This is a genomic window from Microbacterium sp. 01T413_2 (genome assembly GCF_056398985.1).
In genome coordinates this window covers 37,457-50,529 of sequence record NZ_JBFTQL010000036.1, presented here as the reverse complement: position 1 = coordinate 50,529, position 13,073 = coordinate 37,457, and the positions used below count along the sequence as shown (strand labels likewise).

The 13,073-nt window shown below is 65.4% G+C and carries 8 protein-coding genes and 1 tRNA gene; 1 reads left to right on the top strand and 8 read right to left on the bottom strand.

All coding sequences use genetic code 11. From position 1 onward, the window contains the following. Positions 1–126: 126 nt before the first annotated feature. From AC1DMN_RS16280 to AC1DMN_RS16270, 3 genes are all read right to left on the bottom strand, one after another. Positions 127–2,085, bottom strand: a complete 1,959-nt coding sequence (locus AC1DMN_RS16280) for a site-specific DNA-methyltransferase (RefSeq protein ID WP_477230600.1) — start codon at positions 2,083–2,085, stop codon at positions 127–129. A 46-nt stretch (positions 2,086–2,131) separates the two neighbouring features. Continuing rightward, entirely contained in the window at positions 2,132–5,032 is a 2,901-nt protein-coding gene (locus AC1DMN_RS16275) for an SNF2-related protein (protein WP_477230601.1), read from the bottom strand. A gap of 374 nt (positions 5,033–5,406) precedes the next feature. Next, on the bottom strand, positions 5,407–5,739 hold the full coding sequence (locus tag AC1DMN_RS16270; RefSeq protein WP_477230602.1) for a hypothetical protein: 333 nt from the start codon (positions 5,737–5,739) through the stop codon (positions 5,407–5,409). 168 nt (positions 5,740–5,907) lie between these two features. Here AC1DMN_RS16270 and AC1DMN_RS16265 point away from each other — a divergent pair. Next, positions 5,908–7,073 (top strand): IS3 family transposase gene (locus AC1DMN_RS16265; protein WP_477230603.1). Its coding sequence is split into 2 segments (ribosomal slippage): positions 5,908–6,192 and positions 6,195–7,073, totalling 1,164 coding nucleotides; the frame shifts between segments, so codons are not numbered across the junction. A 442-nt stretch (positions 7,074–7,515) separates the two neighbouring features. Here AC1DMN_RS16265 and AC1DMN_RS16260 read toward each other — a convergent pair. From AC1DMN_RS16260 to AC1DMN_RS16240, 5 genes are all read right to left on the bottom strand, one after another. After that, a tRNA-Gln gene (locus tag AC1DMN_RS16260) sits at positions 7,516–7,590 on the bottom strand. Positions 7,591–7,705: 115 nt separating this feature from the next. Continuing rightward, on the bottom strand, positions 7,706–9,211 hold the full coding sequence (gene gltX, locus AC1DMN_RS16255) for a glutamate--tRNA ligase (RefSeq protein ID WP_477384597.1): 1,506 nt from the start codon (positions 9,209–9,211) through the stop codon (positions 7,706–7,708). A gap of 89 nt (positions 9,212–9,300) precedes the next feature. Then, on the bottom strand, positions 9,301–10,329 hold the full coding sequence (locus tag AC1DMN_RS16250; protein ID WP_477384600.1) for a S8 family serine peptidase: 1,029 nt from the start codon (positions 10,327–10,329) through the stop codon (positions 9,301–9,303). A gap of 679 nt (positions 10,330–11,008) precedes the next feature. Continuing rightward, positions 11,009–12,277: an MFS transporter gene (locus AC1DMN_RS16245; protein ID WP_477230606.1), complete on the bottom strand. Its 1,269-nt coding sequence runs from the start codon at positions 12,275–12,277 to the stop codon at positions 11,009–11,011. Next, positions 12,274–13,053 (bottom strand): fumarylacetoacetate hydrolase family protein, encoded by a 780-nt coding sequence (locus AC1DMN_RS16240; RefSeq protein ID WP_477230607.1) that lies wholly within the window; start codon positions 13,051–13,053, stop codon positions 12,274–12,276. The genes AC1DMN_RS16245 and AC1DMN_RS16240 overlap by 4 nt, the downstream gene beginning before the upstream one ends. Positions 13,054–13,073 lie beyond the last annotated feature (20 nt).

Below are 13,073 nucleotides of genomic sequence, written 5' to 3'. Positions count from 1 at the left end.
GGCCACGAAGCGTGATTTCCAGCTTCTCGGCGTCCTTCGGCTGACCGTCGAAGAGGTCGACGACCGCACCAACTGCGTCGAGCTGATACGGCTGACTCGGATCAAACTGGAATGCTGAACTACCCATTACGCCGTCCAGAGCTCCACGCTCTTCGACTTCGCGAGCTGGACAAGGTTCGTCTTCAGCTCATCGTCGCCGTGGAACGCATCTTCAAGGATGATCATGCGGGTGGGGCCTGACTCAACCACGCCTCGCAGCTGCTCGAGCGTCGGCTTGACGTGCTCGTTGAGGTAGGCCAAGACACCGAAGTCACCGTCGGCGTCATAGACGGCGCGGAGGTCTAGGCCCTCGATCTCGACCGGTCCGATCTTCTCGGTCAGCGAGTAGCCCTGCTTGAGCAGAATCTCGGTGAGGAGGTCGTCGGCGGTCGCGTCGTCGTTGCTACTGCTGTCACGAAGGTCGAGCAGGTGTTGCTCAAGCGCGTTCGCCTCGACGTCGCTCGTGACGCGCCACTTCGAGAAGTTGGTGTCGGACAGCGTGTACGCACGGAAGCCGAGATCAATCTCGTGTTCGCTGCCGATGCTCAATTGATTCTTCCGAGTGCCGCCGAGTGACTCGCCCGCCTTCGCAATCCGGCGCCGGGCGAGCTCGGCAAGGGTCGTCCGCTGGTCCGCGACGGTCGCGGGCTCGGGAAGTTGAACCTGAATGTGTCGGCGTCGACCTCCGTCTCGAACATTGGCGGCCATCACAGCGTGCGCCGTCGTCGCAGAGCCCGAGAAGAAGTCCAGAATCGTCGCCTCCTCATCGGGGCGTGTGAAGACCGTGACCAGATACTCGATCAGTCCTACCGGCTTCGGGTATGAGAACTTCAGTCCCCAGGACGCCAGAACGGAGCTGTTCTGTTTGGTGGTGCCGAAGTTCCGAAGCACCGACAGCACGTGGCCTTGATCTTCTGCGCGCCGCTTGAGCATGTAGATCGCGCCGGTGTCCCGAAGCTCAAACCATGTCTCACGCCCCTCTGAGTCTTCAATCGGCACGCACCCGTTCCGGATGAATAGGTCGAGGAGATTACGTGAGCTCCACCCACTCCGGACGCGCGCAGGCACGGCAACTTTGCCATCCGCGACAACAAGTTCGTCAAGCACATGAGGGTAGCTATCGTCACGAACGCCGATCACGCCCGAATCGAAGTTCGCCGGGAAGCCGATGGGCAGCTCAACCTCAGATGGCGGGTTCGCGGGGCCGTTCTTTGTGATGGAGTTCTCGATGAGCTCACGGAAGAGCTTGCTGTCATCATCGATATTCGGATCGATGACAGACGGACGCTTCACCTCTGCAGCAGTCCGGGCGTAAGCCATCACGTACTCGTGGACGCCCTTGACCTTGCTCTGCTGGTCGACGTTGCCTTCGTTCACCCAGATGAACTGGGCGACCAGATTGTTCTCGCCGAAGACCTCGTCGCAGAGTCGACGCAACTGAGCCTGCTCTTTGTCATTGATCGAGATCAGGATGACGCCATCATCAGTCAGGAGGTTCCGTGCGAGCTTCAAGCGGGGGTACATCATGTTGAGCCAGTTGCTGTGGAAGCGCCCTTCGGTCTCAACGTTGCTCGTAACGGGCTTGCCCTCCTCGTTCACCTGTCGCGACCATTCGAGGTAGCTGTCGACACCCTCACGGAAGTCGTCCGGGTAGATGAAATCGCCGCCGGTGTTGTACGGCGGATCGATGTAGATCAGCTTGACCTTATTGTGATAATGCTTCTGCAGGACTTTGAGCACCTCGAGGTTGTCGCCCTCGATGAAGATGTTCTTGGTCATGTCCCAGTCCTTGGAGTTGGCGGGATCGGGACGCAGCGTCGCCGCCGTCGGCTCCTGCGCCGCACGGAGGGCACGCTTCTTACCCGGCCAGAAAAGGCCGAAGCGCTCGTTGCCATCGGCGGCGTCCGCGGCGAGGAGCTCCTGCAGCTTGACGACGTCAATCTTGCCGTCCGCGACCGCCTCGGGCACGAGGTCAGCCAGCTGGGCGGCCAGCTCTGTCTGGAAGTTCGGTGTGGTTGGTGATGTCTCGTGGATGTCGTCGCTCATGGATGTTCTCTCTGATTACGTTTGATTCGTTCGGGTGAGCCACTGCTCATTCGGCGATCCGCCATCGGATCGTGAAGAGGTGCTCAATGCTCTGGGTGCCGTGGAGGGACTGTTCGATGAGGTCAAGGAATCGGTCCGCCTCATCGCGAAGCTTGCGACGCGCGTCGCGGAACTGCTCATCAGCGTCCTCCGCACGTTGCTCCCACCGCCGAGCTTCCTTCTTAAGACGAAGCTGTTCGATGGGATCGTCGGCCTGGCGCGCGGCTCTGCGCGCATCCTTCTCCTTCGCCCGGTACTCGCGGATCTTGCCCTCGTGCTCAGCCTTGCGGTCCTGCTGGTTGCGGTAGATCAGTTCCTCCTGCTGGTCGTAGTAGCGGGAGTTCCTGCCCTGTACCTCTTTCTCAAGTTCCGCCCGACGCGATTCGAGGTGCGGCGCGAACGTCGACTCGTCGATAGCTACGGGCTCGTCCCCAACGTGCACACACGCGAGCTCGAGAAGATCAGCAACATACTCATCATCGAGCCAGGCTCCGACATCGGTGATCGCACCGGCCAGCAGGTAACTCTCTGACAGGTCCTGGTCGCGAGCCTTCATCGAGTAGGTGACCACGTTGACGGTCATCGTGCCCGAAGCCCCCACAAGCTCCTTGACCGCACCGCTGGCGCGTTCGGAGGCGGAGAGCGAGAAGGTCAGCTCACGGGGCGGCGCCTCGTGAGCGCTCGCCTCCTGAATGACGTGCTGAGCGAGCGGGCCGGAGTACCGGTACTGATGCGCGTTGTCGAGCGGCTTGCTCTTGAAGTAATACCGGCCGGCCGGCGCATCGGCAACGGGTGACTCACTCAACACGAACGTGCGACCATCGCCCTCGAAGGTCGCACGGTCGGCCAGCTCGTGGCGAGTGACTCCGAGGAGGAGTCGCTCGAACTTGTTGAGGACTTCGCCGGACTGGGCATCGTATGCCTTCAGCCGGTCTTGGACATGAGGGTCGAGGTTGTCGAAGACCTTCGCCTTGGCGTTAGCCATTTCGGCGAAGATGTCGTCGGCGTACTCGTCCTCGAGTTCTTTGAAGGCCCGATCGATCTGAGCGTCGGTGCGGCTCGAGTTGAGGATGTCGCTGATGCGCTTCTCGAAGTTGAGGCCATCCTCGATTGCGCCAAGCACCTCGTCTGAAGCGCCGAACACGCTCGAGAAGAGCTTGAACTTGTTGGTGAGCAACTCGAGGATGCGCTGCTCAGCAATGTTCCCCTTGTTACTGAAGTTCACGACGACCACGTCGTACTTCTGCCCGAACCGGTGGACACGGCCGATGCGCTGCTCCACGCGCTGCGGGTTCCACGGGAGGTCATAGTTGACGAGCATTGAGCAGAACTGGAGATTGATGCCTTCCGCGGCCGCCTCTGTGGCGATCATGATCGAGCCTTCGTCGCGGAAGTAGTCGACGAGTGCCTTGCGGCGGTCCGCCGCAGGAATGCCCGTAATGAGGTCGCCGTCTCGGTTCGCCTCGAGCCAGCCACGATAGATGGCTGTCTGCTCGGGGCCGTCGTTCGACCCGTTGAAGAGTACAAGTCCGTCGCCCTTGCCCGCTTCTTTGAGGGCCGCCGCGAGGTACTCCTGCGTCTTAGTGGAGTCCGTGAAGATGATGGCCTTCTCGGGTGCACCAAGCTCCCGGAGGCGTGCGAAGCCGCGATCGATGGCATCGGACAGCATCGCTGCCTTCTGGTTCACTCGAATCGAACGCCCAAGTGCGGCGTACTCGCGAAGCTCGGCTACTTCGTCTCGGATGGCCTCGACGATCTCAGCAGGAAGCGCGCCAGATCGTCCGAACTCGCGATCGTCGACGTGGTTGGCCTCTTCCGCCTCTTCGAGTTCTTCGTCTGTAAGGTCATCCGCATCGAAATCGACAACCCATCGTCGACCGGTCGCGTCACGAACGGTGCCTTCGCGGATCTCGCGTTCGAGGCGATCAGCGATGCGCTCGAGAGTGCTCACCACTGCATGGGTCGATGACCCGAGGCGCTTTCGGATGATCAGCGCAGACAGGTGACGCTGACTACCTGCGAACGCGAAGAGCTCATCGCGCTGCAGATACTCGTTGACAAGATCGTAGAGTCGCCGCTCGTCATCGCTCGGCGTGAATTCCACAGTGAGTGGCATGCGCTTCGTGAAGTGGATGTACTTGTCTGCGTCACGTCGCAACGTGCGCTTAGCAAGGGTCGCCACACGCTCTGCCAGGTCTTCCGACTCGCGGAGTTCCCCACCCCCTTTGACGTACCGCTCCCGGAACGCGTCGAGCGAGTAGAAGTAGCCCGGGTCGAAGACGGACACCAAGCCATAGAGCTCCTCGAGCTTGTTCTGCAGGGGCGTCGCCGTCAGCAGAACAGTTTTGTGGGCTCCGCCCGCAATGTGGCTAAACGCCTCTGCGGTCTTGCCCTTGCCCGTCCAGTGGTTACGCAGACGGTGTGCCTCGTCAGCAACGATTAGATCCCACGCACGCAGTAACGACTGTTCGTGGCGCTGAGCGAACTCATACGAACAGATCAGGACTTCCGCTTGGTGGACAGCCGTTCGGGCAAGGAGAGAATCCTTCGACTTCGGATCGAGAATGCTCGCCGGGATGAGGAACTTCTCATAGAGCTCCTGCTTCCACTGCTGGCGCAGACTCGACGGCGCGACGATGAGGATGCTGCGCTTGCGCTCGGCCCAGTACTGAGTGATGACGATGCCTGCCTCGATCGTCTTCCCGAGTCCAACCTCATCGGCCAGAATCACACCTGGAAGGAACGGCGTCTGGAGCGCGAAGAGCGCCGCATCGATCTGATGTGGTTTCGGTTCGACCTGAGCATCGAAGAGTAGACCAGCCAGCTTGCCGACGTGGTCGCTTGCGTAGCTACGCCGCAGCTCGTGCGCGTAGTACTTCGTTTGATAGTCAGTGAGCGGTACGATCACGAGTTCAGGCCCCCACGGCTGGAAGCCCGGGCCACCTGGTCCATGCGGCCGAGAGTTGCGGCGACTGTACGTCTCATCGTTGCTGTGCTCCTCCTCCACTCCGAGGTGGAACGTTTGTGATTGCTATTGGCCTCAAGAACAAGGTAGCGACGCAAAGGCGACTGGCGCCTATGCCAGGCCGCGCACCACTGCAGCGGGCCGATGTGGCGGAGAGCCTGAGACGCTCGAATCCGGCCGACATCTATCCACGATATTATCTCATAACCAGGCATTTTCGTGAAGAGCAACCTCCCATACTCGGGTTTGTTACATTCGCACAGAAACGAGTTGGGCGTAGGTCGTCCCAGGCAGCAACAGCGCTCCAAGCTGGGCAGTCACCGTCCTGCAGGCCCTGCTGGATCCTCTTTCGCCGTCAGCCCTACACTGCGCGCCTGCGACTCATGCCGTTGAAGCAACGCCAGACCCTCAGAAGTAATCTTCCATTCGATGACAACTTCGCCCGGCGGTGGTGAATAGTTCAGCGGCGCGATCAGACCTTCGCGAGCCAGCCGCCTTGCCGTAGCAACTCGGACGACATCGTGAGCCGGGGCGGGCAAATCAAGAAGCGCCATCGCCAACGGACCGTCCAAGCTAACAGAGGGGACGATCAGGCCGTGAAGCTGAATCTCGCGGAGAGCCGCCAATTGCGTGGACGAGAGCGGGCGCATGGTGAGACGCTACCGAACCCCGCCTGCACCGTCGGCTCACCAGTGCTGGCTCGCACCGGGCTGTGTCTGTTCCCTCCGCTAGCGTGGCCGATACGAGAGGGACTGCTGCACGAGTAGGTGACATCTGATCTGGCTTGCCCGGGAGGGCTGGCCTGGAAGGATGTTGCTGTGCCCAAGCCGTACCCGAGCGAGTTCCGTGACGACGTCGTGCGCGTCGCGAGGAACCGCGAGCCTGGAGTGACGATCGAGCAGATCGCGAAGGACTTCGGGGTTCGCCCGATGACGCTGCCGAAGTGGATGCGTCGTGCCGATATCGACGAGGGCGCCAAGCCGGGCCAGAGTCGCACCGAGTCCGCGGAGCTGCGGGAGGCGCGCAAGCGGATCCGGCTGCTGGAGCAGGAGAACGAGGTGCTGCGGCGGGCGGCGGCGTATCTGTCGCAGGCGAACCTGCCGGGAAAAGGCTCTACCCGCTCGTGACCGAGCTCGCCGCCGACTGGATCCCCGTCGCGGTGACGTGCCGGGTGCTCAAGCTCTCCCGCCAGCCCTACTACCGGTGGCTGGCCGGCCCGATCACCACTGCGGAGGTTGTGGAGGCGTATCGCGCGAACGCGTTGTTCGACGCGCACCGCGATGACCCGGAGTTCGGGCATCGGCTGCTCGCCGACGAGGCCCGCGACGCGGGCCAGCCGATGGCGGACCGCACCGCGTGGCGGATCACCTCGGGCAACGGCTGGTGGAGCACATTCGGGAAACGTCGCCGCGGCAAGGGCGGGAAGGTCGGCCCGCCGGTGCACGACGACCTCCTCGAGCGCGACTTCACCGCCACCGGTCCGAACCAGCTATGGCTGACCGACATCACCGAGCACCCGACCGGCGAGGGCAAGCTCTACCTCTGCGCGATCAAGGACGTGTTCTCCGGCAAGATCGTCGGCTATTCCATCGACTCCAGGATGAAGTCACACCTGGCCGTGAACGCACTGCGCAACGCGGTAGCGATACGCAGGAACGTCGCCGGCTGCGTGATCCACAGCGACAGAGGATCACAGTTTCGCAGCCGGAAGTTCGTCCGCGAGATCAGCCATCACCGGATGGTCGGATCCATGGGTCGCGTCGGCGCCGCCGGCGACAACGCCGCCATGGAGAGCTTCTTCGCGCTGCTGCAGAAGAACGTGCTCAACCGCCGCTCCTGGGCCACCCGCGAGGAACTGCGGATCGCGATCGTGACCTGGATCGAGCGGACCTACCACCGTCGCCGCCGGCAGCCCAGACTGGGCCGTTTGACCCCGGTCGAATTCGAAGCAATCATGAAGACGCCAGCCGCCCTCGCGGCGTGACTAGAACCTGTCACCTACTCGTGCAGCAGTCCCCTCCCAATCGCGAAGGTCCGCGAACGCATCGAGCACACCACGCTCCAGAAAGAAGCGATCCGCGAGAAGCTCGACGTCACGATCGACCGGCTGCAGTACAGCGCCGATACAGCAATGGCTTACATCGACCTTCTTCAGGATCCTGGGAATCTCTACCAGCGCGCCTCGGACACCGTGCGCCGCGACCTGCTGACCGCCTACTTCGAGCGTCTCGTGCTTCGTGTGGAAGGCAACAAGATCCGGGTCGTAGGTGAGCCAAACGCCGCGAACGTCGGCGTGCGGCAGCTTCAGCCCGCACCGGGCACACAGGGCTCGGAGAACGGAAAAACTCCCCGCGAAATCGCGAGGAGCTCAGAAAATCAAGGAACCATGGCCAGTTCATTTGACCATGGTTCGAGTAACGTCCGTATGGCTGGGGTACCTGGACTCGAACCAAGAACAACTGAACCAGAATCAGCCGTGTTGCCAATTACACCATACCCCAAGGGCGAAACCGGAGCCTCGCACCGAGAGTCAAGCTTACCCGAGCTGATCCCGGGATCCAAACCGGGGCGAGATCCCGCGCGCGTCGCGCTCCCCCGCCCCGGCCCGGGATCGGGTCAGCCCAGGAACTCGGCCAGCGCGCGGAGGCGGCGGAGCGTCTCGTCCTTGCCGAGCAGCTCCATCGACTCGAACAGCGGCGGCGACACCCGGCGTCCGCTCAGGGCGACGCGCGGCGGGCCATAGGCGACGCGGGGCTTGAGACCGAGGCCGTCGATCAGCGCGGCCGCCAGGGCATCCTGGATCGCCTCCGGCGTGAACGTGTCGAGCGGCTCGAGCGCCGCGGCGGATGCCGTGAGCACCTCGGCGGCGTTCGCCGGCAGCCCCTTGAGCGCGTCCTCGTCGTACGAGACCTGGTCGGAGAACAGGAAGCCCAGCAGACCAGGCACCTCGCCGAGCAGCTGCACGCGCTCCTGCACGAGCGGCGCCGCACGGAAGGCCAGCACGAGCTGCTCGTGCGTCGGCTCCCCGTCGAACACGTCGGCGGCGGCGAGGTAGGGCAGGATCCGCTCGGCGAAGTCCTTCGCCTCGAGCTTGCGGATGTGGTCGCCGTTGATCGACTCGGCCTTCTTCTGGTCGAAGCGGGCAGGGTTCGGGTTGACGTTCACGATGTCGAACGCGGCAGTGAACTCCTCGAGCGAGAACACGTCGCGGTCGGGGCCGATCGACCAGCCGAGCAGCGCGAGGTAGTTCAGCAGGCCCTCGTGGATGAAGCCGCGCTCCCGGTGCAGGAACAGATCGGCCTGCGGGTCGCGCTTGCTGAGCTTCTTGTTGCCGGTCTCCCCCAGCACGAGCGGCATGTGCGCGAAGCGCGGCACGAAGGTCGTCACGCCGGCGTCGATGAGCGCACCGTAGAGCGCGAGCTGACGCGCTGTCGACGGCATCAGATCCTCGCCGCGCAGCACGTGCGTGATGCCCATGAGCGCGTCGTCGACCGGGTTCACGAGCGTGTACAGCGGAGCGCCGTTCGGACGCACGACCACGAAGTCGGGGAAGGATCCCGCGGGGAAGGTCACCTCGCCGCGGATGAGGTCGACGTAGGTCAGGTCCTCGTCGGGAACCCGCAGGCGCAGCGCCGGCTGGCGACCCTCGGCGCGGAACGCGGCCCGCTGCTCCTCGGTGAGGTCGCGGTCGAAGTTGTCGTAGCCGAGCTGCTTCGCGCGGCCGTTCGCCTCGTTGCGGGCGTCGATCTCCTCCGCCGTCGAGTAGCTCTCGTACACGGATCCGGCGGCCTTGAGCTTCTCGATCACGCCCTGGTAGATGTCACCGCGCTGCGACTGGCGRTACGGCYCGTGCGGGCCGCCGACCTCGACGCCCTCGTCCCAGTCGATCTTSAGCCAGGTCAGCGCGTCGACGAGTTGGCGGAAGCTCTCCTCGCTGTCSCGCGCSGCRTCGGTGTCCTCGATGCGGAACACCATCTTGCCGCCGGTGTGCCGGGCGTAGGCCCAGTTGTAGAGCGCCGTGCGGACCATGCCGACGTGCGGCAGACCCGTCGGCGAGGGGCAGAAGCGGACGCGGACGTCAGCACCGGACGCGGTCGTGGTGCGGGGATCGGGAGTAGCCATAGCCCTTTGATTCTAGTTGCGGGCGGCCTGCCTCCCGAGCAGGGTCCGGGGCCGGACGGGAGAACCCCGCCCGGCCCCGGATCGTGGAMTYACTGYGCGACGAGCTGTGCGACGTAYCCCGGCACCATGGGCGCGCCCCATCCGGTGGTCAGGTCGTAACCGTCCGTCGTGGCGTAGCCCGGCACGGCGTTCGGCGTGAGCGAGCCGTCATCGGCGAGCGCCCACATCCGGTTGCTGTCGAGCACCCCGCTCGGCGTTGTCCCGTAGGTGCGCGGAACGATGTCGTTGAACGCCGACGAGTGGTCGAACGACGCGCTGTACAGCGCCTTGTTCAGATCGCCGATCGGGCCCTTGCCCGCGGCGGCCCGCGCCTGGTTCGCGATCGCGGTCGCCGCGGCCGCCTGCGGGGACGCCGCCGAGGTGCCGCCGAAGACGCCCCACGCCGCGGGACCCTCGGTGCTCGGGAAGTACGTGTGGTAGACCAGCACGCCTCCGTTCACCGCCGCGTTCCACGCGAGGTCCGGCACGCCGCGCGCACCGCCGACGACGCCGGAGACGCCGTCTTGGTACGCCGGCCGCGAGTACACGGTCGACAGGCCGCCGCCTGTGCCGATCTGGAAGCCGCCCTCGTTCCACACGGGCTCGGTGTTGCCGCCCGAGTTCCACGCCCAGTACGCCGGGTTGCGGGCGCCGCTCGCGAGATACGGCACATCCTGGGTGGGGTTCCACGTCCAGCCGTCCTGCACCTGGGTACCGCCGACAGAGGTCACGTACGGCGAGACGTTGGGGTAGCTGACCTCGGGCGTGGATCCGACCGTGCCGGCGCGGTGCGAACGGACGTATCCGGTGGATCCGTCATCGCCGGACGACGCGAAGAACGTGTCGCCCTTCGCGATGCCGCGCTGGAAGGTCTGGTCGAACTTCGTGAACTGCGTCTTCGCCGCGGAAGCGGATCCGAAGGTCTGCTCGTCGGTGCCGAACGACATGGAGAACACCGTCCCCGACGGGTACTTCTGGATCGCCCAGTCGATCGCCTTCATCAGGTTGGGGACGCCCTGTACGCCCTGCGTCTCGGCTGGCGGGGTGGACAGCAGCACGATGTGCGCCTTCGGGGCCATCGCGTAGGCCCACTGCACGTCGAGGTTGGCCTCTCCGGCCCAGCCGGCGGCGGAGTTCGGGCCGGACTGCCCGACGCCCTTGCCGGTCGGGTTCTTGTAGTCGGGCGTGCCGAGAGGCGAGACCGCCTCGAAGTCCGGGGCAGGTCCGCCGAACGTCTGGGCGAAGAAGTTCAGGTCATCGGCGGCGGTCGGACTGCCGTAGGCGTCCACGAGCACGATCGTCTGCCCGGCGCCGTCGTTGCTGGACGCGAGCGGGCCGAGGCCGTAGTGCGCACGCAGCTGATCCGGCGTGTAGCAGTGGATCGTGGTGGAGACGCGGTTGTCCGGCGCGGGGCGCTGGCAGGCGATGGCCCCGCCGTCGGAATCGGCCTGCGAGGTGAACGCGCTGTCGGGTGCCTGCGCGGCGAACGGCCTGACGGTTGCTGCGGACGGCGGCGGCGATGAGACCGGGGCCAGAGCGAGCGCGGTTGCTCCCGCCATCGCCGTGACGCCGAGTGCGACGAAGAGGGTCCTGGTACGTGACATGCCAACCTCCTTGTTGACGGATCACCCGGACCGCCGGGTCAGCGGTGCGGGACCGCCCCCGACGCTACACCCGGGTCAGCGCTCTAATACCGGATGTTCAGCGGTCTCATAAGGACGGATCCCGGCTCATCGCCCTCAGTGCCGGGACCGACCGTCAGCGCTTTCCGAAGGGCGACAGCACGACGATCGCGGCGACCACGACGAGGGCGGCGATGGCGAGGCCCGCGTAGGAGAACGACTGCAGGATGACGCCCGCCAGCACCGCACCGCCGGCCGCGCTCAGGCTCATGATCGAGTCGCTGCGCCCCTGGCGGCGCGTGCGCAGCGCGGGCGCCGACGCCTCGGTGAGCAGAGCCGCACCGGCGACGGTCGCGGCGCTCCAGCCCAGGCCCAGCAGGATGAGCGCGACCATGACGCCCCACGGCGTCTCCCCCGCGAACATCGCGAAGCACAGCGATACGACGAGCAGCGCCTGCCCGAGCAGCACGGTGCGCAGCCGGCCCCAGCGGTCGGAGAGGATGCCGAACACCGGAGACAGTCCGTACATCCCGGCCACGTGCATGGCGATGGTCACGCCGACGAGCACCGTGACGTCGAGTTCCATCGACATCCCGTCGTGCATGCCCCCCATCGAGCCGCCGGACATGGCCATGTGCGACAGATGCACCGGGGTCATCGCCATGACCGAGGCCATCGTGACGTGCGAGCCGGCGATCGCGAAGATCGCGTAGCGGGCGGCGACCGGGCGGTCGACGCGCTCGATGCCGGCCGCGACGGATCCGGTCTCGGGCAGCATGCGCGAGGTGAGCAGCGGATCCGGCCGGAGGGCGATCAGGTACAGGGCGAACGCCGCGACCTGCGCCACCAGCGAGAACAGGTAGGAGCCGGTGTGCTCCGGCATGCCGATCACCCGGCCGAGTTGCTCGCCCGGTCCGAGCAGCAGGGGCCCGGCGACCCCTCCGATCGTGGTCGCCCACACGACGACCGACAGATCCCGACCGCGATGCTGCGGCTGGGCGAGATCGGTCGCGGCGAACCGGGACTGCAGGTTCCCGGCGTTGCCCATGCCGATCATGATGATCCCGACCAGCAGCAGCGGGAACACGCGGATCGCCGCCGCGCCGATCACCACCACGATGCCGACCAGGGCGAGCAGGTTGCCCGCCGTCAGCGCGAGGCGGCGGCCGCGCAACCCGGCAAGGCGCGCCAGCGGGATCGCGGCGACGGCCGCACCGAGCGTCACAGAGGCGGTGGCGAGGCCGGAGAGCGCGTCGCTTCCCGAGATGTCCGCCGCGAGCAGCGCGCCCAGCGAGACCGTCGCGCCGAAGGCGATCCCGCCGAGGACCTGACCGAGCGAGAGGATTCCGACGGTGCGACGCTGGATCCTGGTGCGCTCCTGTTCGGTCAGGATCGCCGCGGTCACGACGCGGGCACGGCGTCGCGCACAGCGTTGCGCAGCGTCCCGATTCCGGAGATCTCGACCTCGACCGCGTCACCGGCTTCGAAGGCGCCCACGCCGGCCGGAGTGCCGGTCATGATCACGTCGCCCGGCAGCAGCGTGAAGACGGCCGAGGCATACGCGATGATGTCGGCGACGGAGTGGATCATGTCGGTGAGCGGGGCGTGCTGGCGCACCTCGCCGTTCACCCGGGTGGTGAGCTCCGCGGCGTCCAGGTCGACATCGGTCTCGATCCACGGTCCCAGCGGGCAGAACGTGTCGAAGCCCTTGGCGCGCGACCACTGGCCGTCCTTGCGCTGCAGGTCGCGAGCCGTGACATCGTTGCCGACCGTGTATCCGAACACGTACTGCTGCGCGTTCTCCGCGGCGACGTTCTTGGCGATGCGCCCGATCACGACCACGAGCTCGCCCTCGTGCTCGGTGCGCTCCGAGAGCGCGTTCGGGCGCACGATGGTGTCACCGGGGCCGATCACCGCGGTGTTCGGCTTGAGGAAGAGCAACGGCTCCGCCGGCGCCTCGCCGCCCATCTCCGCGGCATGGTCGTGGTAGTTCTTGCCGACGCAGACCACCTTCGAGCGCGGGATGACCGGGGCGAGCAGCGCCACATCGGCCAGCGGCACCCGCTCCCCCGTCGTCTCGTAGCCCGCGAACATCGGGTCGCCGGCCAGCACGACCAGCTCGCCCTCGTCGAGGATCCCGTACTTGATGCCGTCGTTGTGGCTGAACCGAGCGATCTTCACACGCTCAGCCTATCCAGACG

What these genes read in the sequence shown, in the direction of transcription:
- AC1DMN_RS16280 (WP_477230600.1), bottom strand. Translation starts at nt 2,085, where the DNA reads ATGAGCGACGACATCCACGAGACATCACCAACCACACCGAACTTCCAG.
- AC1DMN_RS16270 (WP_477230602.1), bottom strand. Translation starts at nt 5,739, where the DNA reads ATGCGCCCGCTCTCGTCCACGCAATTGGCGGCTCTCCGCGAGATTCAG.